This window comes from Streptomyces sp. NPDC050658 (genome assembly GCF_044457025.1).
Taxonomy (GTDB): domain Bacteria; phylum Actinomycetota; class Actinomycetes; order Streptomycetales; family Streptomycetaceae; genus Streptomyces.
The window spans coordinates 1,007,842-1,032,659 of the sequence record NZ_JBITGM010000001.1 but is presented as its reverse complement, the minus strand read 5'-3'; the positions used below and the strand labels follow the sequence as shown (position 1 = coordinate 1,032,659).

Annotated in this window: 20 protein-coding genes and 2 tRNA genes; 16 read left to right on the top strand and 6 right to left on the bottom strand. The window is 71.1% G+C overall.

What is annotated here, in order from left to right; translation table 11 throughout:
- Positions 1-58 precede the first annotated feature (58 nt).
- The 3 genes from rsfS to ACIBKX_RS04655 all read left to right on the top strand — a co-directional run bounded on the left by rsfS (position 59) and on the right by ACIBKX_RS04655 (position 1,317).
- Entirely contained in the window at positions 59-502 is a 444-nt protein-coding gene (rsfS, locus tag ACIBKX_RS04665; protein WP_363273367.1) for a ribosome silencing factor, read from the top strand.
- The gene (locus ACIBKX_RS04660; RefSeq protein ID WP_363273368.1) at positions 499-1,140 is read left to right on the top strand and encodes a histidine phosphatase family protein; all 642 of its coding nucleotides are present in this window, start codon (positions 499-501) and stop codon (positions 1,138-1,140) included. Before rsfS ends, ACIBKX_RS04660 begins: the two co-directional genes overlap by 4 nt.
- A gap of 104 nt (positions 1,141-1,244) precedes the next feature.
- A tRNA-Ala gene (locus tag ACIBKX_RS04655) sits at positions 1,245-1,317 on the top strand.
- 20 nt (positions 1,318-1,337) lie between these two features.
- Here the strand turns inward: ACIBKX_RS04655 and ACIBKX_RS04650 are convergent.
- Positions 1,338-2,300: a helix-turn-helix transcriptional regulator gene (locus ACIBKX_RS04650; RefSeq protein ID WP_399375637.1), complete on the bottom strand. Its 963-nt coding sequence runs from the start codon at positions 2,298-2,300 to the stop codon at positions 1,338-1,340.
- 88 nt (positions 2,301-2,388) lie between these two features.
- On the opposite strand from ACIBKX_RS04650, the gene ACIBKX_RS04645 reads away from it, so the two are divergent.
- The 3 genes from ACIBKX_RS04645 (at position 2,389) to ACIBKX_RS04635 (ending at position 4,391) form a co-directional block, all read left to right on the top strand.
- On the top strand, positions 2,389-3,876 hold the full coding sequence (locus ACIBKX_RS04645; RefSeq protein WP_399375636.1) for an MFS transporter: 1,488 nt from the start codon (positions 2,389-2,391) through the stop codon (positions 3,874-3,876).
- Positions 3,877-3,962: 86 nt separating this feature from the next.
- Positions 3,963-4,154 (top strand): hypothetical protein, encoded by a 192-nt coding sequence (locus ACIBKX_RS04640; RefSeq protein ID WP_363273370.1) that lies wholly within the window; start codon positions 3,963-3,965, stop codon positions 4,152-4,154.
- Between the two features lie 3 nt (positions 4,155-4,157).
- Positions 4,158-4,391 (top strand): hypothetical protein, encoded by a 234-nt coding sequence (locus tag ACIBKX_RS04635; protein ID WP_306334254.1) that lies wholly within the window; start codon positions 4,158-4,160, stop codon positions 4,389-4,391.
- On the opposite strand, the gene ACIBKX_RS04630 is transcribed toward ACIBKX_RS04635, so the two are convergent.
- Positions 4,360-5,598, bottom strand: coding sequence for a glycosyltransferase 87 family protein (locus ACIBKX_RS04630; protein ID WP_363273371.1), 1,239 nt, complete (start codon positions 5,596-5,598; stop codon positions 4,360-4,362). The two genes, ACIBKX_RS04635 and ACIBKX_RS04630, sit on opposite strands and share 32 nt — an antisense overlap.
- A gap of 137 nt (positions 5,599-5,735) precedes the next feature.
- On the opposite strand from ACIBKX_RS04630, the gene ACIBKX_RS04625 reads away from it, so the two are divergent.
- Positions 5,736-5,808: transfer RNA gene (locus ACIBKX_RS04625), tRNA-Ala, on the top strand.
- 81 nt (positions 5,809-5,889) lie between these two features.
- On the opposite strand, the gene ACIBKX_RS04620 is transcribed toward ACIBKX_RS04625, so the two are convergent.
- Positions 5,890-7,479, bottom strand: coding sequence for an NADH-ubiquinone oxidoreductase-F iron-sulfur binding region domain-containing protein (locus ACIBKX_RS04620; RefSeq protein WP_363273372.1), 1,590 nt, complete (start codon positions 7,477-7,479; stop codon positions 5,890-5,892).
- Positions 7,476-8,672 carry a ferric reductase-like transmembrane domain-containing protein gene (locus tag ACIBKX_RS04615; protein ID WP_363273373.1) on the bottom strand — a complete coding sequence of 399 codons (1,197 nt, stop codon included), beginning with the start codon at positions 8,670-8,672 and terminating at the stop codon, positions 7,476-7,478. Before ACIBKX_RS04615 ends, ACIBKX_RS04620 begins: the two co-directional genes overlap by 4 nt.
- Positions 8,673-9,088: 416 nt before the next feature.
- On the opposite strand from ACIBKX_RS04615, the gene leuS reads away from it, so the two are divergent.
- The 6 genes from leuS to ACIBKX_RS04585 all read left to right on the top strand — a co-directional run bounded on the left by leuS (position 9,089) and on the right by ACIBKX_RS04585 (position 18,563).
- The gene (gene leuS, locus ACIBKX_RS04610; protein ID WP_363273374.1) at positions 9,089-12,007 is read left to right on the top strand and encodes a leucine--tRNA ligase; all 2,919 of its coding nucleotides are present in this window, start codon (positions 9,089-9,091) and stop codon (positions 12,005-12,007) included.
- Positions 12,008-12,126: 119 nt separating this feature from the next.
- Positions 12,127-12,861: a hypothetical protein gene (locus tag ACIBKX_RS04605; protein ID WP_363273376.1), complete on the top strand. Its 735-nt coding sequence runs from the start codon at positions 12,127-12,129 to the stop codon at positions 12,859-12,861.
- Between the two features lie 106 nt (positions 12,862-12,967).
- Positions 12,968-13,813, top strand: a complete 846-nt coding sequence (locus ACIBKX_RS04600; protein ID WP_363273377.1) for a DegV family protein — start codon at positions 12,968-12,970, stop codon at positions 13,811-13,813.
- 101 nt (positions 13,814-13,914) lie between these two features.
- The gene (locus ACIBKX_RS04595; protein WP_363273378.1) at positions 13,915-14,940 is read left to right on the top strand and encodes a ComEA family DNA-binding protein; all 1,026 of its coding nucleotides are present in this window, start codon (positions 13,915-13,917) and stop codon (positions 14,938-14,940) included.
- Positions 14,937-17,513, top strand: a complete 2,577-nt coding sequence (locus ACIBKX_RS04590; RefSeq protein ID WP_363273379.1) for a ComEC/Rec2 family competence protein — start codon at positions 14,937-14,939, stop codon at positions 17,511-17,513. The genes ACIBKX_RS04595 and ACIBKX_RS04590 overlap by 4 nt, the downstream gene beginning before the upstream one ends.
- Before the next feature lie 165 nt (positions 17,514-17,678).
- Positions 17,679-18,563 carry a YceI family protein gene (locus tag ACIBKX_RS04585; RefSeq protein WP_363273380.1) on the top strand — a complete coding sequence of 295 codons (885 nt, stop codon included), beginning with the start codon at positions 17,679-17,681 and terminating at the stop codon, positions 18,561-18,563.
- A 62-nt stretch (positions 18,564-18,625) separates the two neighbouring features.
- Here ACIBKX_RS04585 and ACIBKX_RS04580 read toward each other — a convergent pair whose 3' ends face one another.
- Positions 18,626-18,871, bottom strand: coding sequence for a hypothetical protein (locus tag ACIBKX_RS04580; protein WP_363273381.1), 246 nt, complete (start codon positions 18,869-18,871; stop codon positions 18,626-18,628).
- Positions 18,872-18,942: 71 nt separating this feature from the next.
- Between ACIBKX_RS04580 and holA the strand changes: the two genes are divergently transcribed.
- Positions 18,943-19,926 carry a DNA polymerase III subunit delta gene (gene holA, locus ACIBKX_RS04575; protein ID WP_363273383.1) on the top strand — a complete coding sequence of 328 codons (984 nt, stop codon included), beginning with the start codon at positions 18,943-18,945 and terminating at the stop codon, positions 19,924-19,926.
- Positions 19,927-20,189: 263 nt separating this feature from the next.
- On the opposite strand, the gene rpsT is transcribed toward holA, so the two are convergent.
- Positions 20,190-20,456, bottom strand: a complete 267-nt coding sequence (rpsT, locus tag ACIBKX_RS04570; protein WP_363273384.1) for a 30S ribosomal protein S20 — start codon at positions 20,454-20,456, stop codon at positions 20,190-20,192.
- Between the two features lie 290 nt (positions 20,457-20,746).
- Between rpsT and lepA the strand changes: the two genes are divergently transcribed.
- Both lepA and ACIBKX_RS04560 read left to right on the top strand, forming a co-directional pair.
- Complete coding sequence (gene lepA / locus ACIBKX_RS04565) at positions 20,747-22,618, top strand: translation elongation factor 4 (protein ID WP_363273385.1); 1,872 nt, start codon at positions 20,747-20,749, stop codon at positions 22,616-22,618.
- 264 nt (positions 22,619-22,882) lie between these two features.
- Complete coding sequence (locus ACIBKX_RS04560) at positions 22,883-24,772, top strand: AMP-dependent synthetase/ligase (protein WP_363273386.1); 1,890 nt, start codon at positions 22,883-22,885, stop codon at positions 24,770-24,772.
- The last annotated feature ends 46 nt before the right edge of the window (positions 24,773-24,818 follow it).

Here is a 24,818-nt window from a genome sequence, read left to right as displayed (position 1 = left end):
CTGTCGGCGGTCCGTGAGACCCTTGGGGAGTATTGACCTTCCGAAGGAAAGCTCTCTAGTGACCGCCACGGACCGCTCCACCGAGCTCATCAACGTCGCCGCGCAGGCGGCCGCCGACAAGCTCGCGCACGACATCATCGCGTACGACGTCAGCGACGTGCTGTCGATCACGGACGCCTTCCTGCTCGCATCCGCGCCGAACGACCGCCAGGTCAAGTCGATCGTCGACGAGATCGAGGAGCAGCTGAACAAGCAGCTCGGCGCCAAGCCGGTGCGCCGCGAGGGCGACCGCGACGCCCGCTGGATCCTCCTCGACTACGTGGACATCGTGGTGCACGTCCAGCACAGCGAGGAGCGGGTCTTCTACGCGCTCGAGCGCCTGTGGAAGGACTGCCCCGAGATCGAGCTGCCCGAGGACGCCAAGGCGACCCGCGGCAAGGCCGCCGAGCACGCCGAGCAGCAGGCCGCGGAGGAGGCCGACCTGGACGGTGAGCTCCGGTGACCAGCCGCGGCTGCCGGATCATCCTGTGGCGGCACGGTCAGACGGCCTGGAACCTGGAGCGCCGCTTCCAGGGCTCCACGGACATCGAGCTGACCGACGCCGGCATCGCCCAGGCCAGGCGTGCCGCCCGGCTGCTCGCCTCGCTGAAGCCGGACGCGATCGTGGCGTCCGACCTCAAGCGGGCGGCGGCCACGGCGGGCGAGCTGTCCGCCATCACCGGCATCCCCGTCACCCACGAGGAGGGCCTCCAGGAGACGTACGCCGGTGAGTGGCAGGGCCTGACGCACGACGAGATCATCGCGCGCTTCGGCGAGCAGTACGCCGCGTGGAAGCGCGGCGAGGCGGTGCGCCGCGGCGGCGGCGAACTGGAGACCGAGGTCGCCGACCGGGCCGCCCCGATCGTCCTGCGGCACGCCGAGAAGCTGCCGGAGGACGGCACGCTGGTGGTGGTCAGCCACGGCGGCACGATCCGTACGACCATCGGCCGCCTCCTCGGCCTGGAGTCCCACCACTGGGAGAGCCTCGGCGGGCTCTCCAACTGCTGCTGGTCCGTCCTGGGTCAGGGTGCGCGCGGCTGGCGCCTCCTGGAACACAACGCGGGCACGCTGCCGGAACCGGTGCTCGGCGACGACGACTGAGTGTCCCGGAGCCTGCTCCGGACCCGGATTTCACATTCCGGCTGGTCGCAGGCTAAAGTTCTTCTTGTTCGGCCCGCGGAGCGGGAAGAACGCGAAGAACACAAGGGGCTATAGCTCAGTTGGTAGAGCGCCTGCATGGCATGCAGGAGGTCAGGAGTTCAATTCTCCTTAGCTCCACAATCCGGATCCCGTCCTCATCAGAGGGCGGGATTTTCCGTTGCGTCTGTTGCATTCGTTCCAGCCGTTCCAGCCGTTTCATCCATTGTTGCCGTTGCTTCCGTCGTCCAGCCCTGTGCCGTCCACAGCGCCCCGCGCATCTCCCGCAGCCGCGCCGTCCGTTGCCGGCTCTCCTCGTCGTCCGGGGTGTATGCGACGATCCGGCACTCCGGCATTCCGTCGACGGACAGCGAGACCGACGTCATCCGCAGCTCACCGACCGCCTCGTGCCGGAACGTCTTCACGCGGGGGCCCGGCGGCGCCACGTTCCCGCTCTCCCACAGCTCCGCGAAGTACCCGCTGGCGTCGGCCAGGCGGCGTATGAAGCCCTCCCAGGCGGGCTCGCCCACATGCCGTCCATAGGCACTGCGCAGCGTCGCGACCATCACCGGCAGCTCCGTGTCCCGGTAGACCAGGGGGCAGACGGGGTCGGGGACGATGAACAGCGTCCACAGCACGTTCGGTACGCCGAGGACCGCTATCTGGGGGACGAAGAAGAGGTCGCGGTAGGCGGGGTTGGTGGCGAGGATGTCGTACCGCGCGTTGTAGACCACCGCCGGGTGCGGGTCGAGGGCGTCGATGATGCCCTGGATCTCCGGGCCGACGGCATCCGCGGCGGTCTCGGGGTCCGGTGAGTACGGCACCTCCGCCAGGTCGTACAGATGCTCGCGCTCGGGCTGGTCGAGCCGGAGGGTGCGTGCCACGGCGTCCAGGACCTGCGCGGACGCGTTGATGGGGCGGCCCTGCTCCAACCACGTGTACCAGGTGACGCCCACTCCGGAGAGCTGGGCGACCTCCTCGCGGCGCAGGCCCGGTGTGCGGCGGCGCAGTCCCGGCGGCATGCCCACGTCGGCCGGTGTCACGCGGGCCCTGCGGCTGCGCAGGAAGGCGGCCAGCTCCGGCCGGCGTCGCTGAGTCGTCCCCATCGTCGTCACGTCCCCCATCGTCACTGTCTGCCCCGAGCGCTGCCAGGTGCTGTCAGTACCAGCATCGGCAGGCTCTCGTTACCCGTACCAAGCCCCCCGCAGGCTCATGGCCATGGCTACGACAACCCCGACCAACTCCTCCGGCTCAACTCCCTTACTCAGTAAAGACCCCGGCACTGACAATCGCCGCGGACGGCTGCTGGCGGTCGTCATCGCGGCCCAGTTCATGGCGCTGCTCGACGTGTTCATCGTCAATGTCGCCGCCCCCACCATCCGCGCCGAACTGGACGCGTCGGGCGCCGGGTTGCAGCTGGTCATCGCCGGATACACCATCACGTACGCCGTGTTGCTGATCACCGGCGCGCGGCTCGGCGACCTGCTCGGCCACCGGACCATGTATCTCGTGGGGCTCACGGTCTTCACCGCCGCCTCGCTCGCCTGCGGACTCAGCCAGAGCACGGGCCAGTTGATCGCCTTCCGGCTGCTGCAGGGCGCGGGTTCGGCGCTGCTGATCCCGCAGGTGCTCAGCCTGATCCAGCGCAACTTCACCGGCGAGGCGCGCACGAAGGCCCTCGGCGTGTACTCGGCGGTGATCGCGATCGGGGCCGCCGCGGGGCAGGTGCTCGGCGGAGTCCTGGTCAGCGCCGATCTGTTCGGGGCGAGCTGGCGCCCGGTGTTCCTGGTGAACGTGCCGGTCGGTGTCGTCCTGCTGGTCGTCGCGCGGTGGGTGCTGCCGCGGGACGGCGGCCGGGGGAAGACGGCGGGGGAGCGGGCCGCGGGGCGGGTCCGGGGGCTCGATCTGCCGGGTCTTGTGCTGCTCGGGGCGGCGGTCTCGCTGCTCACGGTGCCGCTGGTGCTCGGGCAGCAGGAGGGCTGGCCGCTGTGGTCGTGGCTCTCGATGGGCGCGGCGGCGGTCGTCTTCGCGTTCTTCTGCGGATACGAGTCCCGGCTCTCCCGCGGCGGCGGGGCGCCGTTGATCGCGCCGCGGGTCCTGCGCATCCCCGGCATGGGCCTCGCGATCTTCCGGATCGGCGTGGTGATGGCCGTGAACGCGGGCTTCCTCTTCGCCCTCACCCTGCACGCGCAGAGCGGACTCGGTTACAGCGCGCTGCACACGGGCCTCATGTTCGCGCCGACCGCCGCGATCTTCGGCGCGGTGGGACTGACCTGGCGGCGCTGGCCCGCCCGGCTCCAATCCGCCCTGATTCCCGGCGGGTTCGCGCTCACGGCGGTGTCGGCGCTCGCCGTGGGTCTGGTGCTGCGCGACGGCGGAGAGGGCGGCACGTGGCTGTATGTGGCGTTCGTGGGGATCGGTGTGGGACTCGCGCTGGGCTTCAGTCCGACGCTCACGCGCGCGTTGTCCACGGTGCGGCCCGAGGACGCCGCGGACGCCAGCGGTCTGCTCGCCACGGTCACCCAGCTCGGCCAGCTGACGGGTGTCGCGGCCTTTGGCGCACTTTTCCTCAACCGGCTTGAGTCACAAGGGGCTCCGGGGGCGTATTCCTCTGCGGACGCGCTCCTGGTGTGCGCTTACGCACTGGCGGGGGCGGCCGCACTGGGCGCCGTGTCCGGACTGGTACGCATGCGTCGCTGACCGGTTCGCTCAGACCGTGGCAGAATCGGACGGCCGGAAGGGGACCGCACCAGATCACCGAATGTGACCCGACGGAAGGGAGAGCGATGCCTGCGAGCATCCTCGAAGAGGCCGAAGGCCTCGTCGAAGTGGCAGCGCCGAGCCGCGCGGCCGCTCCCTTCGCGGCGATCGCCCTCCTGACCTGTCCGTCCTGCGGTTCGTCCCATGTCGCCCAGGTACTCGGCGACAACGGCGGTGTCTCGTACGTGTGCACGGCCTGCGGCCACAGCTGGAGCTGATCGATGGGTGCACACAGGCGGAAGTGCGACTGGTGCGGCAGTGGTACGCCGATCGTCCGCGACATGGAACCCGTCAACCAGGAGTACCAGTACTGGTGCGAGGAGTGCGCGAGGGCGCTGATCATAAAAGGCGACCCCATCGAGACGTACCGCGAACTCGAGGGGGAGCCGATCTACGGTCGGCTGCTCGACGAGCACTGCACGCTCAAGCGCTTCTACTCGTTCGCCACGGCTTGAGTCCTCGCGGGAGCCGTGGCTTGAGTTCGTGCACAAGCAGCGCGAAAGCGGTCACCACGTAGAGGGCGGACAGCGTCATCTCGCCATAATTCTGGTCGAGTTCAGGCCGCCCCGCGCCATGCGGCACCCACCACAGGGCGTACGAGCAGAACACCAGGCAGACGGCTCCGGTCGCCGCCCACCGGACCCGGCCGTTCCGGCGCAGCCCGTCCGCCCACATCAGCAGCGCCATCGGCACGCACCACACCCAGTGGTGCGACCACGACACCGGGCTGACCAGCAGGGCCGTCGCCGCGCAGGCGACGGCCGCCCGCGCGTGCTCCCCGCGCAGCGCCGCGGTCACGGCGGCCGCGAGGCCGAGCGTGCCGACCGCCACGGCGGTCACCGCCCACCAGGGGCCCGGGTCGCCGGTGTGCAGGAGCCGGGCGAGGACTCCGCGCAGCGACTGGTTCGCGGTGTCGTCGGCGAGGCCGACCCGGCCCGCCTCGAAGACCATCCGGGTCCAGAAGTTCTGGGAGTCGTGGGGCAGGACGGCAGCCGCGAGCAGCGTCGCGCCCGCGAACGTGCCGGCCGCCACGCACGCGTGCCGCGTGGGTCCGCGCCAGGCCCCCCGACGCGCGGCCTCGGCGGCGCCGGTGAGCAGCAGGAACACCGCGAACAGCGCGGGCGTGAGCTTGATCGCCGCCGCGACGCCGATGCCGACGCCCGCCCAGCGGTGTCCGCGCGGCCGTGACAGGTCCCACAGGACGAGCACCGCGAGCAGCAGATTGATCTGCCCGTACCGCAGGGTCGTCCACACCGGCTCGGCCCAGACGGCGAGCGCGGAAACCCACAGGGCGCTCTCCACGCGCGCGTACCGGGGGTTTCCGATCAGCCGCAGGGTGAGGCCGACGAACACCACGAGGAGCAGCAGGTTCCCGAGCGTCGCCAGGGTGCGCATGTCCGCCGTGTCGAGCAGCGTCAGCGGGGTGAACAGCAGTGCCGCGAACGGCGGGTAGGTGGTGGGCAGATGGGCCTCGGTGGCGCGCAGCGCGTAGAGGTCGCCGCCGGCTCGCACGGTCTCGCCCTCGGCCCGGTAGACCATCAGGTCGACCATGGAGACGTCGGCGGCGCGCTGCGCGAGCCAGAAGGCCGCGAACGACAGCAGGCAGGCCCCGGCGGCCAGTGGAACGCGGCGGCGGGCGGCGGCGAGCGCGATCACGGACACGAAGCCAGACAGTACCGGCCTTATCTGTACAGAACGGAAACGATTTGGTGGAGCACGGGGAAGACCGTGTAATGTTGGCGGAGCCGCCGGGGGAACCGGGCGACGAGACAACACGCGGCTTCCGCCGCGTGAAACAAGGGGCTATAGCTCAGTTGGTAGAGCGCCTGCATGGCATGCAGGAGGTCAGGAGTTCAATTCTCCTTAGCTCCACAGAAGATGAGAGCGGGCCACCCGGATCGGGTGGCCCGCTTTCGTGTGTCTTCCAGGACCTTTCGTGTGTCTTCCAGGACGCTATGGGCGTCCGCTGCCCAGCGCCCTGCGGCCCCGGCCCGGCGGCAGCGCGGGTGGCAGCGCCGGGGGTGGCGGCGTCGCCGACGCGTCCTCCTCGATGCGCAGCGCGAGAGCCGGGCAGCGGCGTACGGCACGTGCGGCGCGCGCTTCGGAGTAGCGCGGTACGGACGCCTCCGCCACACCGGGGAAGCCGTCGGGGCCCAGCTGGATCAGCTCGGGGACGATGTCCGCGCACAGGCCGTGGCCCTGGCAGAGCGTCCAGTCGACGGCGAGCTTGCGACCGCTGGGCGCCTCTCCCTGGGGGGCCTGTGCCTGGAGCGGCAGGACGCCCTCCACGGGGCGGCCGCAGCCGCCGCCCAGGACATGCGCGGCCAGGTCGTCCGTGAACGCCGAGATCGTCGAGTCCAGGAACGCCGCCGAGCCGTCCGGGTGCTTGCAGGCGCCGCGCCGCTTCACCGCGCGGGTCACCTCGCGCAGTGCCTCCAGGGCGGTGGGTCCGCCGCCGTCCAGGATGTCCGCCAGGCCACGTGCCGCAGCGGGCAGGCCCAGATAGCAGGGGCCGCACTGTCCGGCGCTCTCGGCGGCCAGCCAGTGGGCCACGCGCAGCGACTCCCCGAGGGGGCAGGTGCCGGGTCCGATGGGCAGGATCGCGCCCGCGCCGAGCGCCCCGCCGCAGGCCTCCAGGGCGGCGCGTGAGACCACCGCGTCGTGCGCGGTGACCGAGTCGAGCCACTTGCCGTGGTACCCGCCGGTCAGCACGCCCTGGGGCAGCGGCGGTCCGCCGGCCAGCTGCAGGACGTACCGCAGGGGCACTCCGGTGGGGACCTCGACCACCATGGGGCGGGCGACGGCTCCGGAGACGGTCAGCAGGACCGTGCCCGGCTCGTCCCGCAGGCCGGTGCGGCGGTAGCGGTCGGCGCCGATCCGGGCGGCGACCGCGAGCTGCGCGAAGGTCTCCGCGTTCGACAGGAGCGTGGGGGCGCCGCCCACTCCGGAGTCGGAGGTACGGAGCTTGCGCCCCGGAGGCAGCGGCGGGCCGCCGTCCGCCGAGCGCACCAGGGCCGATGACTCGCCGGTCACCATGCGCACCGGGTTGCGCTGCACCCGCGCGCGCAGGCCGGGGCCGCGCCGGTTGGTCAGGCCGCGCTCCGCGAGCGCCGAGCGCATCGAGGACTCGGTGGAGTCGCGGGTCACGCCGATGACGAGGGTGCGCGCGCCCAGCGCCTCGGCGGCCAGCAGCGCGCCGTCCAGGATGAGATGCGGGGCGCGGTTGATCAGGACGGTGTCCTTGCGGCAGGCCGGTTCGTCCTCACTGCCGTTGACGACGACGACCGGGCGCACTCCACGACGTATCGCGGAGTCGGCGACCGCGCGCAGTTTCCGGGCGAAGGGGAAGCCCGCGCCGCCTCTGCCGAGCAACCGGATGTCTTCGGAGAGGGCGGCCAGGGATTCGCCGGCCATCGGTTCCAGCGGTCCGTGCACCTTCAGGTGCATCGCCAGATCGAGCCGCTCGACCAGGTCGAAGCCCGAGGTCAGGAGCGGAAGTCCGACGACGCGGACTTCGGGGACGTCGGGCAGCGCCGCGTTCACTGGGGGCCTCCGGTGGTGGCGTTCCAGGGTTCGCCCGGACCGGGCGCCTGGAAGGTCTGGGGCAGCGGCTCGGTCGCGGGTCCGCTGTCGTACGGGGCTTCGTGGGGCGGTTCGTACGGAGGCGACGGGTCGTACGCCGAGTCGTACGACGTGTCATGGGAGCGGTAGACGGTCTCTTCGGAGGCGTACGCCGTGTGGTGCGCGGTCTCGTAGGAGGCGTCGTAGGCCGATTCGTACGGCATCCGGGGGGCCTCGGCGGGCGGCGGCGGTGACGGGGCCGGCCAGCGGGGCGGTGGTTCGGCGCGGGACACGACCTCGGTCGGCCGGTTCGGGGAGCCGAGCACGCGGTAGGCCGCGGCGATGCCGACCACGGGGGAGGGGGCGGGCTCGGGTTCGGGGGCGGTGGTCGTGCCGGGGAGCGGCGCTGAGGCGGTGTCCCGGCGGGCGGGCCCCTTCCGGTCCTCCGGTTCGAGGACGGCGAGGATCCGGGCGGCGACCTTCCGCTTGACCGGGAGCGGGGCCGCGCGCAGCGACACCGCCCCCGCCACGGCGACCAGGCACAGGCAGTACAGGGCGGTCACCCACGGCTTCGGGGCGCGGCCCGCGTACAGGCCGTGGATCAGCGCCGAACACCAGGCGGGGTAGGCGAGCATGTGCAGCGCCCGCCAGCGCGAGGCGATCTGCGCCGGGGAGGCGAAGGCGCTGCGCAGGGCTCCGGTGACGCCCGTGGCCACCATCAGGAGCCCGGCGAGCGAGCCGAGGCCGATGAGTCCGTCGCTCCCGGAGAAGCCGAGGCCGAAGGGGACGAGGGCGCCGACCGGCGAGACATGGTCGAGCGCGAGCTTGACGGTCACGTGCAGCAGCAGGAAACCGATGGAGGCGACCGCTGTGGCCCGGTGCACGGCCTGGGCGAGCAGTCTCTGCCGGGAGTGCAGGAACAGCCGGTCGGTGGCGACCAGGCCCCAGACCACCGCCGCGGTGAGGCTGACCAGGGACAGCACTCCGGTGGTGAAGTCGAGCGCGGCGCGGAAGGCGTCGCTCGACGCGAGGACGAGCAGGGGTATCAGCAGCAGTGCGGCGGTGGTCAGGACCCCACGGGTGGTTCTGCTGGGCTCGGGGAACGGGGGGAAGCCACGGCTCGTGCGATCGGTGCGGCTTGCGCGGCTCTTGCGATGAGGGTTCAGAGGGTTCATGGGGGCGGCTCCGAAATGGCTCGATCGCCGCATGCTAGGTCGCCGCATACCAGTGAGTACGGGGTTTGAGTTATTGCGTTGTTATCAAAGCGCGACGCGATCTTGGTGTTGCCCCGATAGTGGTCGGTACGCGGAGTAACCCTTGGCCAAAGGTGAAGTCCGGGCTTCCGTCGGGGTCGGCGGAGCGTCATGGCCCGGTCACGGCCCAAGCTCGTCGCGGGCCGTGCGAGCGCTGCGGTACCCTGACGCCATGCGTGCCGTACGCCTTCTGCTTAGCGGGCCGCGCTGATCAGTCCCGACCGCCGGTGAATCGCGGTCGGAATCGGCGCGGCGTCCCCTCCTGTGCGAGGGGCATTTTTGTTTGGCCGTGACGGTCAATTCCGCAGGCAGAGACGATCGATGGAGCTTTGAGGATCATGAGCGAGACGAATTCTGCTGCCGCCTCCGAGGTGGCCGCGCCGCACCGCTACACGGCCGCCCTGGCCGCCGAGATCGAGGCACGCTGGCAGGACTTCTGGGACGCCGACGGCACGTACGAGGCGCCCAACCCGAGCGGCGACATGGCCGCCGCGGACGACGCGCAGGCCGCGCTGGTCGCCAAGCCCAAGAAGTTCATCATGGACATGTTCCCGTACCCCTCGGGTGCGGGCCTGCACGTCGGCCACCCGCTGGGCTACATCGCCACGGACGTCTACGCCCGCTTCCAGCGGATGACGGGCCACAACGTCCTGCACACCCTGGGCTTCGACGCCTTCGGCCTGCCCGCCGAGCAGTACGCCGTGCAGACGGGCACCCACCCCCGGGTCTCCACCGAGGCCAACATCGCGAACATGAAGGCGCAGCTGCGCGGTCTGGGCCTGGGCCACGACAAGCGCCGCTCCTTTGCGACGATCGACCCGGACTACTACAAGTGGACCCAGTGGATCTTCGTCCAGATCTTCAACTCCTGGTACGACGACGAGGCGAAGAAGGCCCGCCCGATCGCCGACCTGGTGAAGCAGTTCGAGGTCGGTGAGCGCGCCGTACCGAACTCCACGCGCGCGTGGAACGAGCTGAACGCGGGCGAGCGCGCCGACGTCCTGAGCGGATACCGCCTGGCGTACGCCTCCGACGCCCCCGTCAACTGGTGCCCCGGCCTGGGCACCGTCCTGGCGAACGAGGAGGTCACCGCCGACGGCCGCTCCGAGCGCGGCAACTTCCCCGTATTCAAGGCCAAGCTGCGCCAGTGGAACATGCGCATCACCGCGTACGCGGACCGTCTGCTGGACGACCTGGACGCCCTGGACTGGCCCGAGGCCATCAAGCTGCAGCAGCGCAACTGGATCGGCCGCTCCGAAGGCGCGCGTGTCGACTTCCCGGTCCGCTCCGGTGACGGCTCCGGTTCCGCCGATGAGGCCATCACCGTCTTCACCACCCGCCAGGACACCCTGTTCGGCGCCACCTACATGGTCCTGGCGCCCGAGCACGACCTGGTCGACAAGGTCATCCCGGCCGCCTGGCCCGAGGGCACCCACGACGTGTGGACCGGCGGCCACGCGACGCCCGCCGAGGCCGTCGCCAAGTACCGCGCGTTCGCCGCCTCCAAGTCCGACGTGGAGCGCCAGGCCGACGCCAAGGAGAAGACCGGCGTCTTCACCGGCGTCTACGCCACCAACCCGGTCAGCGGCGAGCGGGTCCCCGTCTTCATCGCCGACTACGTACTGATGGGCTACGGCACCGGCGCGATCATGGCCGTCCCGGCGCACGACAGCCGCGACTTCGCCTTCGCGCGCGCCTTCGAGCTGCCGATGCGGTGCGTGGTCGAGCCCTCGGACGACCGCGGGACCGACGCCTCGACGTGGGACGACGCGTTCTCCTCGTACGAGGCGAAGCTGGTCAACTCCTCCGGAGAGGACATCTCCCTGGACGGCCTGGGCGTCGTCGACGCCAAGGCGCGCATCACCGAGTGGCTGGCCCGCAAGGGCATCGGCGAGGGCACCGTCAACTTCCGCCTGCGCGACTGGCTGTTCAGCCGCCAGCGCTACTGGGGCGAGCCCTTCCCGATCGTCTACGACGAGGACGGCATCGCCCACTCGCTGCCCGAGTCGATGCTGCCCCTGGAACTGCCGGAGGTCGACGACTACAGCCCGCGCACCTTCGACCCGGACGACGCGGACACCTCTCCGGAGACGCCGCTGTCCCGCAACGAGGACTGGGTCAACGTCACCCTGGACCTGGGTGACGGACTGAAGAAGTACCGCCGCGAGACCAACACCATGCCCAACTGGGCCGGTTCCTGCTGGTACGAGCTGCGCTACCTGGACCCGCGCAACGACCAGCAGCTGGTCGACCCGGCCGTCGAGCAGTACTGGATGGGCCCCCGCGCCGGCCAGCCGACCGGCGGCGTCGACCTGTACGTGGGCGGCGCCGAGCACGCGGTGCTGCACCTGCTGTACGCCCGCTTCTGGTCGAAGATCCTGTTCGACCTGGGGCACATCTCGTCGGCCGAGCCGTTCCACAAGCTGTTCAACCAGGGCATGATCCAGGCCTACGTGTACCGCGACAGCCGCGGCTTCCCGGTCCCGGCCGCCGAGGTCGAGGAGCGCGACGGCGAGTACTTCTTCGAGGGCGAGCCGGTCAAGCGCGAGCTGGGCAAGATGGGCAAGTCCCTGAAGAACGCGGTCACTCCGGACGAGATCTGCGAGGAGTACGGCGCGGACACCCTGCGCCTGTACGAGATGGCGATGGGCCCGCTGGACGTCTCGCGCCCGTGGGACACCCGCGCGGTCGTCGGCCAGTACCGCCTGCTGCAGCGCCTGTGGCGACTGATCGTCGACGAGTCCACCGGTGAGGCCACCGTCGCGGACGTCGCGGAGACGGAGATCGCCGAGGACACCCTGCGTGCCCTGCACAAGGCGATCGACGGCGTCCGCCAGGACCTGGACGGCATGCGGTTCAACACCGCCATCGCCAAGATCACCGAGCTGAACAACCACCTGACCAAGGTGGGCGGCGCGGTGCCCCGCTCGGTCGCCGAGCGTCTGGTGCTGCTGATCGCCCCGCTGGCCCCGCACGTGGGCGAGGAGCTGTGGCGCAAGCTGGGCCACGGCGACTCGGTCGTCCACCAGGACTTCCCCGTCGCCGACCCGGCGTTCGTCGTGGACGAGACCGTGACCTGCGTCGTGCAGATCAAGGGCAAGGTCCGGGCGCGCCTGGAGGTCTCCCCGTCGATCTCGGACGAGGAGCTGGAGAAGGTGGCCCTGGGTGACGAGCGCGTCCTGGCGGCGCTGGACGGCGCAGGGATCCGCAAGGTCATCGTGCGGGCGCCGAAGCTGGTGAACATCGTTCCCGCCTGACGCCTCCGGGTAGTCCCCTACGGGCAGGTTGGGGGTTCCGCTGGAACCTCCGGCCTGCCCTTTGCGTTTACCGTTGAAGGGTCGGTGCGGAACCCGCCGCGGGACCCGGGAGGAGCGTCATGGAAGCCGTGATCGCAGTCGTGGCGCTGCTCGTCGTGCTGTTCCTGGTCCTGGGGGCCTACGCGACGGTGAAGGTGGTCTCGGCGGCCAAGCGCGGTGTGGACCGCACGATCTCGCAGGCACGCCGGACGGTGGAGGACACGACGCTCCGGGCGAAGAGCCTCGGCCAGATCGGCCCCGCCGCAGAACTGGCCCAGCTGCGCCTCTCGTTGCGTACGTCGATGCGCGCCACGCAGGAGACGCTGCAGGCGGGCGTGGCCGAGGACGCCTCGCTGAAGGAGTCCCTGGGGCTCTTCGAGCGGCTCAGCGCCCATGGGCACGAGCTGGACGACGAACTGCGGCGGCTCGAGCGCGACCCGGACAAGGCCAGCCTCGGTGAGCGGCTCCCCGGGCTGCGGGAGCGCACGGAGCAGATCACGAAGGCGGCGGACTCGCTGCGTTGGTCGGCGCGCGACCGGGCCCGCAGGTTCGCCGACGACGACCTGGACTCGCTGAGCACCCAGATCGACATGGAGGCGGGCGCCCTGCGGCACTGGACGACGGAGCCGGCGCCCGCGCAGACCCCCGCCGCCTGGCCCGAGCCGGAGGCCGACGCGGGCAGGACCGCCGAGCAGACCTGGGACGAGCCCGCCAAGGTGGCGGACCAGGAGCCGGAGCGGCCCGCGATCACGCCGCCGGCGCCGCAGCCCGTCTACCCCTGGCAGAAGAAGGCCAAGCCCGAGAGCACCACCTGACCGGTCCGCCCGGCGTCACCTGACGGTCCGCCCGGCAGCACCTGTCGGGTCCGCCCGGCAGGGGGCGGGCTGCCGTCGCCGGGCCCAGGCAGGTAATCTCCAGCGCATGTCCCGTCATGTCGCGATCGTCACGGATTCAACGGCCTACCTGCCGCAGCGGACGATGGAGCGGCACGGCATCACATCGGTGCCCCTGACCGTGGTCCTCGGTGATCAGGCGCTCGAAGAGGGCACGGAGATCTCCGCCCGCTCGCTCGCCCTCGCGCTGCAGAAGCGGCGCCCGGTGACCACGTCCCGGCCGAGCCCCGAACTCTTCGCCCAGACCTATCGCAGGGTCGCGGAATCGGGCGCGACGGACATTGTCTCGCTGCATCTGTCCGCCGAGTTCTCGGGTACGTACGACGCCGCGGTCCTCGCCGCGAAGGACGCGCCGGTGCCGGTGCGGGTCGTGGACACCGGGATGGTCGCGATGGCCCTGGGTTTCTGCGCCCTCTCGGCGGCCGAGGTGGCCGGGTCCGGCGGCTCGGCGGACGAGGCGGTGGCCGCCGCGGAGAAGCGCGCCGAGGGCACGTCCGCCTACTTCTACGTCGACACGCTGGACTATCTGCGCAGGGGCGGCCGGATCGGTGCCGCACAGGCGCTGCTGGGTTCCGCGCTGGCCGTGAAGCCGCTGCTCCAACTGGACGGCGGGCGCATCGAGATGCTGGAGAAGGTGCGGACGGCGTCGAAGGCGATCGCCCGGCTTGAGGAGCTGGTGGTCGAGCGGGCCGGGGCGAACCGCGTCGACATCGCGGTCCATCATCTGGCGGCGCCCGAGCGTGCGGCGGCCCTCGCGGACCGGCTCGGGGAGCGGGTGCCGGACCTGGCCGAGCTGCATGTCAGCGAGGTGGGCGCGGTGATCGGGGCGCATACGGGGCCGGGGCTGTTGGGGGCTGTGGTCTCGCCCAGGTGACAGCACGCCTTTGAGTGACGGAGTTATCCACAACTCGTGGGTAATCCACGGGAATTGACCAAGATCAACAAGTTTTCCGTTCCGTGCCTAACGTCGACGGCATGGCACTTCGATCACTTTCCAGGACACAGGCACGGACGCGCATCGCGACGAGCGGGCCGGGGCGGGGCGCGGGTTCCGACGGTCGGCTCGCGGACGGGCGCGGGAGTTACGGTCGCGCCCGCAGGCGGGCGGCTCGGCGCAGGCAGGCTTCGGCGGAGGCGATGCGGCTGCGGGCGGAGAGCATGTTTGCTCCATCTGCGTCTGCGTCTGCGTCTGCGTCTACGTCTAGGTCTACGCCTGCGCCTGCGTACGAACCCGAACCCGAACCTGAGGCCGTGGCGCGAGGTGCGCCGCCCGGCGAAGAGGCGGCGGCGCCCTTGCGTGAGCGGGCCGGGCTCGCCGTGCGGGAGCGGCTGCCACTGTGGCTCCAGCTCAGGTGTGGCATCGAGCGGCGGAGTCTGGTGGCGCTCGCGGTGGTCCTCGTCGTCGCCGCCGTGTTCGCGGCCCAGCACTTCTGGTCGGGGCGCACCCAGTCGGTACGGGCGCCGGAGGTGGTGCGGGCGGCGTCGGACGGGGAGGCGCGGCCGTCTCCGTCTCCGGGGCCGCCGCCCGGTCCGCCGGTGGAGGGCGGTGCGGCAGGCGCCGGTGGTGGGATCGTCGTGGACGTCAGCGGGAAGGTCCGCAGCCCCGGCATCCTCAAGCTGCCGGCGGGATCCCGCGTCGCCGACGCGCTGAAGGCGGCGGGCGGGGTCCGCCCCGGCGCGGACACGGACGGCCTCAACCGTGCCCGGCTGCTCATCGACGGCGAACAGGTGGTGGTGGGCGCACCGGCGACGGCACCCGCAGTGCCGGGTGGCGGGACGGCAGCCGGGCCGCCGGGCGCGAGCCCTGCCGCGCCGGTCGGCCTCAACACGGCGACCGCCGAGCAGCTCGACGGACTGCCGGGCGTCGGTCCCGTGCTGGCCCAGCACATCATCGACTACCGCACGGAGCACGGCGGTTTCCGCTCCGTGGACGAACTGCGCGAGGTCAACGGAATCGGCGACCGGCGCTTCGCGGACCTGCAGAATCTCGTGCGGCCATGAGGCCGGCCCACCCGGCGGTGGCTGGAGCCTCCGCGCCGGCCGCGACCCGCCCCGCGGTGCACGACTCTTCCGGGAGTCGGCTCGGGGACTCCCACCCCCGGCAGGAGGGCCCGGCGGACCTCCGTCTGGTGCCGCCCGCGCTCGCCGCCTGGGGCGCGGCCGCGACGGCACTGGACGCCCCGGCCCGGTGGGTGGCCGCCGCCGTGGTGGTCTGCGTGGTGGTGGCGGGGACCCTGCTGGTGACGCTGACGCTGACGCTGACGGTGCGGGGGCGGCGGCAGTCGTGGCGGCGGGTGTCCGGGGCGGCCGCACTGCTCTGCGCCGCGGCCGCCGCGACCTCCGCCGGGCTGCACGGGGCGGATCTGCACCGAGGTCCCGTTCCCGCCCTGGCGCGCCAATATGCCGAGGTGGAGGCCGAGTTGGAGGTCACGTCCGACCCCCGCCACACCCGCCCCCGCGTCACGGGGGATCGTGCCGTACCGCCGTCGGTCATGCTGAACGCGGAGATCGTCCGGGTCAGGTCGGCCGACGGTGCGACGTCCGTGACGCGGGCCCCGGTGCTGGTCTTTGTCAGAGGTGGGCCGTCCGATGCGCGGGCGGGCCCGGCGAGCTGGTTCGGGTTGTTGCCGTCGACGCGGGTGCGGGTCCGGGGGAGTCTGGCTCCCGCGCTGCCTCAGGGGGACCGGGTCGCGGCGGTGCTGAAGGTGTCCGGGGACAAGGCTCCGCAGGTGGTCGCGGGACCGACCGGGGCACAGCGCCTGGCGGGCCGGTTGCGCGGCGGGCTGCGGGAGGCCACGGACGGGTTGCCGCCCGATGCCAGGGCCCTACTGCCGGGGCTGGTGGTCGGGGACACCTCACGGGTGCCGCCCGAGCTGGCGGAGGCGTTCCGGGCGACGGACCTCACGCATTTGCTCGCCGTCAGCGGCTCCAACCTCACGATCCTGCTCGTGCTGCTCATCGGCCCGCCCGGACTCGCGCAGCGCGCCGAGCGGCGGGGTCTCGCCCCACGGCTCGGGATCCCGCTGCGGGCGACCGCGCTCATCGGCGGGGGACTCACGCTGGCCTTCGTGGTCGTGTGCCGACCGGACCCGAGCGTGCTGCGGGCGGCGGCCTGCGGGCTCATCGCGTTGCTCGCCATCGCCACCGGGCGGCGCCGCTCGCTGATCCCCGCGCTGGCCGCGGCGGTGCTGCTGCTCGTCCTGTACGACCCATGGCTGGCCCGCAGCCCCGGATTCCTGCTGTCGGTTCTCGCCACGGGCGCACTGCTCACCCTTGCGCCGAGGTGGAGCGCCTCGCTGCGGGGGCGCGGGGTGTCGCCGCGGCTGGCGGAGGCGTTCGGCGCGGCGGCGGCCGCGCAGGCGGTGTGCGCGCCGGTCGTCGCGGTCATGGCGGCCCGGGTGAGCCTGGTGGCGGTGCCCTGCAACCTCCTCGCGGAGGTCGCCGTCGCGCCTGCCACGGTCCTCGGCTTCGCCGCCCTGGCGGTGGCGCCTGCCGCGATGCCGGTCGCCGAGTTTCTGGCGTGGGGCGCGAGTTGGCCGACCGGATGGATCGCGGACGTCGCCCGCACTGGGGCGGCGCTGCCGGGCAGCGGCATCGACTGGCCCGGCAGCTGGCCCGGCGGACTGCTGCTGGCGGTGGTCACGGTGGGCGTCGTCCTGGTCGGGCGCCGACTCGTCCGGCGTCCCTGGCTCGGGGCGGCCTGCGCCCTGCTGCTCCTCCTCGCGGTGGTGCAGCCGCCGCCGCTGACCCGAGTGATCGCGGGGTGGCCGCCGTCGGGCTGGCGGTTCGCGATGTGTGACGTGGGGCAGGGCGACGCCACGGTGCTGGCGGCGGGTGACGGGGCGGGGGTGGTCGTCGACGCGGGGCCCGATCCGGTGCCGGTGGACCGCTGTCTGCGGTCGCTAGGAGTCACGCGGGTGCCGCTGGTGCTGCTGACGCACTTTCATGCCGATCATGTGGCGGGCCTGCCGGGGGTGTTGCGGGGGCGTCGGGTCGGGGCGATCCAGACGACGGGGTTCCGGGAGCCGCCGGAGCAGGCGGAGTTCGTGGACGCGCAGGCGGCCGCCCATCGCGTTCCGGTGACGCGGGCCGTGGCGGGGGAGCGGCGGCGCACCGGTGGCCTCGACTGGCAGGTGCTGTGGCCCTTGGCGGCGGGGGCGGGCCGGGCGCCGACCGCCGAGGGGCCCAACGACTCCAGCGTCACGCTGCTGGTCCGTGCCCGAGGGCTCACCCTGCTGTTGCTCGGGGATCTCGAACCGCCCGCCCAGCGGGCGCTGTTGCGGACACCGGCCGTGGCGTCGCTGCCGCCTGTGGACGTACTGAAGGTCGCCCATCATGGCTCGGCCTATCAGGACACCGGACTGCTGCGGCGGACCGCCCCGCGCCTCGCGCTCGTCTCCTGCGGCCGGGACAACTCCTACGGTCACCCGTCGCCCCGTACGGTCGCGGCGCTGCGGGCCGGGGGAGCGGAGGTGCTGCGGACGGACAGGGACGGGGCGATCGCTGTCGTCGGTCCGGCCGGGTCGACGCAAGGCGCGGCTCCGGGGATGGAGGTGGTCACCCGGCCGCCCTGAGCAGGTGAAACGGCAGGCGGGGCGCTTATTTCGGACCACTCGCTACAGAAGAAGCAGTAGCGCATGATTCCTGCGATGTGGGCCCGTGTTGCATCGAATGCCGCAACGGTGATCGAATGCCTCTTCGGGACAGGAGTTGTCAAGCTTTGCGGGGGTGTGTCGCAGATGTTCGGCCGTTGGCTGGGAAACCGTACGAATCGAGCCGGCGGGAGCGGGGGACTGCTGTCCGCCGTGCCGGTTCCGCCGAGTGCGGGAGTTCTCAGCTGCCGGGTGCTCGATCCGGTCAATGAGCCGGTGCGGCACGCGGAGTTCGCGGTCAGCGATGCCATGGGGCGCAAGGTGGTGACCGGCGGGATGGATCCGTTCGGTTCCTTCGTGGCGACGGTTCCCGCGGGCGACTACCGGCTCGCGGTCTCCGCGGAGGGCTTCACGCCGTACCGGGCGAGTGCCACGGTCGCGGAGAGCGCGCACGCGTCCCTCGGTGACGTCATGCTCCAGGTCGCCCAGCCGCCGACGCTGCCCGAGCCCGGTGACTGGGAGATCGACCCGATGCATTCCTCGGTCGCCTTCACCGCGCGGCACATCGGTCTGGCCCGGATCCACGGCCGGTTCAACAGCTTCGCCGGGGCGATCCGGATCGCGGACCGGATGGAGAACTCGGCGATGCATGTCGTCATCGACGCCGCCTCCATCGACACCGCGGTCCAGATGCGCGACGACCACCTGCGCTCCGGTGACTTCCTCGACGTGGGGCGCTTCCCGACGATGGAGTTCTACAGCGACCGCTTCGTGCACAAGGGCGGCAGCCGGTGGGCGGTCACGGGCGGCCTGACGCTGCACGGCGTGACGCGCACGGTGACGCTGGACACCGAGTATCTCGGGGTCGGCCAGGGACTGGAGGGCGAGACGCGGGTCGCCTGCCGTGCCACCACGGAGCTGCACCGCGACGACTTCACGATCACCTGGCAGACGATGCTGGCGCGCGGTATCGCCGCCGTCGGACCGAGCATCACGATCGACCTCGACATCCAGGTCCTGCCCAAGGGCTGACCGCCGTCCTGCCCAAGGGCTGACCGCCGTCCTGCCTACGGGCTGAACTCGGCCCCGGTTCGCTACGGAGCCTCCAGCCAGCCCTCGTGCTCCGCCGCCAGTGCGTCGAGGTCGGTGGGGTCCAGGCGCTGCTCCGGGTCCTCGACGACGACCAGCCACTGGGCGTCCTCGGCGTCGTCCTCGCCGGCCAGGGCGTCGCGGACGAGCTGCGGCTCCTCGGCGACGCGGAAACGGTCGGTCAGCTCCCCGGCCACTTCCTCCGCGGCGTCGCGGTCGGGCAGCACCAGGACATGTCGTACGTCGGTCACCTGCCCATTCTCCGCTACGGGACCGGCGGCGCGGGACGGGGTGTCAGTGCCCCGTGGGATGCTTGACGACGATGGCCAGGAAGACAGCTAACGACGATCCGCTCGCTCCTCTCACGCTAGCCGTGGGCCAGGAGGACCTCCTTCTCGACCGCGCCGTGCAGCAGGTGGTGGCCGCCGCCCGCGCCGCCGACGCGGACACGGACGTGCGTGACCTCACCCCCGACCAGTTGCAGCCCGGCACGCTCGCCGAGCTGACCAGCCCCTCGCTCTTCGCCGAGCGCAAGGTCGTGGTCGTGCGGAACGCGCAGGATCTGTCGGCGGACACGGTCAAGGACGTGAAGGCGTACTTCGGGGCGCCGGTCGAGGAGATCACCCTCGTCCTGCTGCACGCGGGCGGCGCCAAGGGCAAGGGGCTGCTCGACGCGGCCCGCAAGGCGGGAGCCCGCGAGGTCGCCTGCCCCAAGATGACCAAGCCCGCGGACCGGCTCTCGTTCGTACGGGGCGAGTTCCGGGGCCTGGGTCGTTCGGCGACCCCGGAAGCGTGCCAGGCCCTGGTCGACGCGATCGGCAGCGATCTGCGTGAGCTCGCCTCCGCGGTGTCCCAGCTGGTGGCGGACGTCGAGGGCACGATCGACGAGGCGGTCGTCGGGCGCTATTACACGGGCCGTGCGGAGGCCTCCAGCTTCACCGTCGCCGATCGGGCCGTGGAGGGGCGGGCGGCGGAGGCGCTGGAGGCGTTGCGGTGGTCGTTGTCGACCGGCGTCGCGCCCGTTCTGATCACCAGTGCGTTGGCACAGGCCGTGCGGGCCATCGGGAAATTGTCCTCTGCCCGCGGCGGGCGGCCTGCCGATCTTGCTCGGGAGCTGGGGATGCCGCCGTGGAAGATTGATCGGGTTCGGCAGCAGATGCGGGGGTGGTCTCCCGACGGGGTGGCGGTGGCTCTGCGGGCCTGCGCGGAGGCCGACGCCGGCGTCAAGGGCGGGGGCGATGATCCGGAGTACGCCCTCGAAAAGGCTGTCGTCACCATCGCTCGTGCGGCGCGGTCCCGCCGCTGAGGGTCCTGCCGGTTCGGCGCCTGCGGGCGCGTCGTGGCTGGTCGCGCCCCGCGGCGGAGCCGCTCATGTCACAGCCCCGCGCCCCTGAAGGGGCGCTCCCCTGGCAGGTATCGGCCCCCGAACACAGCAATGCCCCCGGAGTGGGTCCGGGGGCATTGTCGCAGCGTGGCGTACTGCGTGGTCTGTCCGCGATTCGAGGTAGAGGGCTCGAATTACCCTCGCGGGAGGATTGATCAGCGCCCCGGCGAGCCGGGGCAAGGGCTTCAGCCCTGGAGGGACGCGACCTTCGAAGCAAGCGCCGACTTCTTGTTGGCGGCCTGGTTCTTGTGGATGACGCCCTTGGAGACGGCCTTGTCGAGCTGACGCGAAGCCTCGCGCGTGGCCTCGACGGCCTTCTGGGTGTCACCCGCGGCAACGGCCTCGCGAGCCTTGCGGATCGCGGTCTTCAGCGAAGACTTGACCGCCTTGTTGCGCTGACGCGCCTTCTCGTTGGTCTTGATCCGCTTGATCTGGGACTTGATGTTCGCCACGAAAGAGCCTTTTCAGGTTCAGTTACCGCAGAGGTTCTGCGGTTGAGTGTTTCTGACAAGTGCCTCAAAGCTGAGAGGGCAAAGAGACACAGCTGCCCAGGTTACCAGCAGCCCTCCGACCGGCCCAATCCGAGCCCCCACGGGCCCCGGAGCGGCCCCATCCACACCTCGTTCCCCCTTGGAGCGGCCCAAACCGGGCCCACTGCCCCACCCATGGGACCATGGAACCTACGTATCGATCCGGAGATCCGACCCCGAGGCGACAGGCGCCTCAAGAGACAGGACCCTGCGTGCCCGCGACCCCTAAGAATGTGCCCGAGCCGAGCCGTACCGACCCGGCTCTGATCCGTAATTTCTGCATCATCGCGCACATCGACCACGGCAAGTCCACGCTCGCCGACCGCATGCTCCAGCTGACCGGTGTGGTCGAGCAGCGGCAGATGCGTGCTCAGTACCTCGACCGGATGGACATCGAGCGCGAGCGCGGCATCACGATCAAGTCCCAGGCGGTGCGTCTGCCCTGGGCTCCCACCGAGGGGCCCGAGCAGAGCAAGACCCACATCCTCAACATGATCGACACCCCGGGGCACGTGGACTTCACGTACGAGGTGTCGCGCTCGCTCGCCGCCTGTGAGGGCACGGTCCTCCTCGTCGACGCGGCCCAGGGCATCGAGGCGCAGACTCTCGCCAACCTCTACCTGGCGATGGAGAACGACCTCAAGATCGTCCCGGTCCTCAACAAGATCGACCTGCCGGCCGCCCAGCCGGAGAAGTTCTCCGAGGAGCTCGCCAACCTCATCGGCTGCGAGCCGGAGGACGTCCTCAAGGTCTCCGCGAAGACCGGCATGGGCGTCGAGGCGCTGCTCGACAAGGTGGTCGCCGAGGTCCCGGCGCCGGTGGGCGTCAAGGACGCCCCCGCCCGCGCGATGATCTTCGACTCGGTGTACGACTCCTACCGCGGTGTCGTGACGTACGTACGAGTGGTCGACGGCCAGCTCAACAAGCGTGAGCGGATCCGGATGATGTCCACCGGCGCCACCCACGAGCTGCTCGAGATCGGTGTCTCGTCGCCCGAGATGACCCCGGCCGACGGCATCGGCGTCGGCGAGGTGGGCTACATCATCACCGGCGTGAAGGACGTCCGTCAGTCCAAGGTCGGTGACACGATCACCTCCCTGAACAAGGGCGCCACCGAGCCGCTCGGCGGGTACAAGGACCCGAAGCCGATGGTCTTCTCGGGGCTCTACCCGCTGGACGGCTCGGAGTACCCGGACCTGCGCGACGCCCTGGACAAGCTGCAGCTCAACGACGCCGCGCTGGTCTACGAGCCGGAGACCTCGGCCGCGCTCGGCTTCGGCTTCCGCGTCGGTTTCCTGGGTCTCCTGCACCTCGATGTCATCCGTGAGCGGCTCGAGCGCGAATTCGGGCTCGACCTCATCGCCACCGCCCCCAACGTGGTCTACCGCGTGATCATGGAGGACGGCACCGAGCACACGGTCACCAACCCGAGCGAGTTCCCCGAGGGCAAGATCGACGAGGTCTACGAACCCGTCGTACGCGCCACGATCCTCGCCCCGAGCGAGTTCATCGGCTCGATCATGGAGCTGTGCCAGAACCGTCGCGGCACCCTGCTCGGCATGGACTACCTCTCCGAGGACCGCGTGGAGATCCGCTACACGCTGCCCCTCGCCGAGATCGTCTTCGACTTCTTCGACCAGCTGAAGTCCAAGACGCGCGGTTACGCCTCGCTGGACTACGAGCCCACGGGCGAGCAGTCCGCGCAGCTCGTCAAGGTCGACATCCTGCTGCACGGCGACAAGGTCGACGCCTTCTCCGCCGTCACCCACAAGGACGCCGCCTACGCGTACGGCGTGCGGCTCGTCGCCAAGCTGCGCGAGCTGATCCCGCGGCAGGCCTTCGAGGTGCCGGTGCAGGCCGCGATCGGCTCCCGGGTCATCGCCCGCGAGACCATCCGGGCGATCCGGAAGGACGTCCTCGCCAAGTGCTACGGCGGTGACATCTCCCGTAAGCGCAAGCTGCTCGAGAAGCAGAAGGAGGGCAAGAAGCGCATGAAGATGGTCGGCTCCGTCGAGGTGCCGCAGGAAGCCTTCATCGCCGTGCTCTCCAGCGACGACAGCGGTCCGGGCAAGGGCAAGAAGTAGCCCCGGCCCCGGACGGCGCAGTAGCTCCGGCCCCGGACGGCACGGGCGTCACAGAGGCATCGCAGCGGGTCCGTCGCGCTTTCGCGCGGCGGACCCGTTCCGTTTGGAGTGACCGGCAGAAGCTGTAGGAAGTGACAGGCAGAAGCCCCTTACGCAGCGGGCTTCCGCGCTCTACTCTGATCACCACTCGTAGGTTACTCGCAAGTTAAACAAGACCAGCAGCCGCCAGCCAGTCGCCGCACTGTCGCGGGTCCGGAGGATGTCGTGAGCGACACACAGACCTTGATCGAGAACCGTCCGCCGTCCGTGGCGCATCTCTTCCTGGAGCGCGTGGCGGCCACGCCGGACGCGGAGGCCTACCGCTATCCGGTGCGGGCGGCCTCCGGCGAGGGCCCCGACGACTGGAAGTCGCTGAGCTGGGCGCAGGCCGCCGAGCGCGTCTACGCCATCGCGGCGGGTCTGATCGAGCTGGGCATCGCGCCCGAGGAGCGGGTGGCGCTCGCCTCGTCCACGCGGGTCGAGTGGATCCTCTCCGACCTGGCCATCCTCTGTGCGGGCGCGGCCACCACCACGGTGTATCCGCAGACCAACGCCGAGGAGTCGACGTACATCCTGTCGGACTCCGGCAGCCGGGTGCTGATCGCCGAGAACGCCGAGCAGCTCGCCAAGGCCCGCGAGAAGCGCGCCGAGCTGCCCGAGCTGAAGCACGTCGTGGTGATCGACACCGAGGGCACCGAGGACGCCGACGGCGACCCCGAGGGCTGGGTGCTCTCGCTCGCCGACCTGGAGGCGCGCGGCGCCGCCCACCTGGAGAAGAACCCGGAGGCGGTCAAGGAGCGGATCGCCGCCATCACCAAGGACCAGCTCGCCACGATCATCTACACCTCCGGCACCACGGGTAAGCCCAAGGGCGTGCGCCTGCCGCAGGACAACTGGTCGTACATGGCCAAGGCCATCGCGGCGACCGGCCTGCTCGGCCCGGACGACGTGCAGTACCTGTGGCTGCCGCTCGCGCACGTCTTCGGCAAGGTGCTGACCTCCGGGCAGATCGAGCTGGGGCACGTCACCGCGGTCGATGGCCGCGTCGACAAGATCATCGAGAATCTGCCGGTCGTGCAGCCGACGTACATGGCGGCGGTCCCGCGCATCTTCGAGAAGGTCTACAACGGGGTCGCGGCCAAGGCGAGGGCCGGTGGCGGGGCCAAGTACAAGATCTTCCTGTGGGCGGCCGAGGTCTCCCGCGAGTACGCGAAGGTCAGCCAGGACAACTTCCGCAGGACCGGCAACGCGTCCGTGCCCTTCGGTCTCGGCGCCAAGCACAAGGTCGCCGACGCGCTCGTCTACTCCAAGCTCCGCGAGGCCTTCGGCGGACGCCTGCGCGCCGCCGTATCCGGCTCGGCGGCGCTCGCGCCCGAGATCGGCTACTTCTTCGCCGGCGCGGGCATCCACATCCTTGAGGGCTACGGCCTCACCGAGTCCTCCGCGGCCTCCTTCGTGAACCCCGGTGAGGCCTACCGCACCGGCACCGTCGGCAAGCCGCTGCCCGGCACCGAGGTGCGGATCGCGGACGACGGCGAGATCCTGCTGCGCGGCCCCGGCATCATGGAGGGCTACCACGGCCTGCCGGACAAGACGGCCGAGGTGCTCGAATCCGACGGCTGGTTCCACACCGGGGACATCGGTGAGCTGTCCCCCGACGGGTACCTGAAGATCACCGACCGCAAGAAGGACCTGATCAAGACCTCCGGCGGCAAGTACATCGCGCCCGCCGAGGTCGAGGGCCAGTTCAAGGCCGTCTGCCCGTACGTCTCCAACATCCTGGTGCACGGCGCCGACCGGAACTTCTGCACCGCCCTGATCGCCCTCGACGAGCCCGCCATCCTGGACTGGGCCAAGGAGAACGGCCTGAGCGGCAAGAGCTACGCCGACGTGGTCGCCGCCCCGGCGACGGTCGCGCTCATCGAGGGCTACGTGAAGCAGCTCAACGAAGGCCTGCAGCGCTGGCAGACCGTCAAGAAGTTCAAGCTGCTCCCGCGCGACCTGGACATCGAGCACGGCGAGCTGACGCCCAGCCTGAAGCTGAAGCGTCCGGTCGTCGAGCGCGAGTACCAGCACCTGATCGACGAGATGTACGCGGGATCGCGCGAGGCCTGAGCCGCCGCACCGCCCGTCCGGGGGCGGGACGCCGGCCCCGGACGGG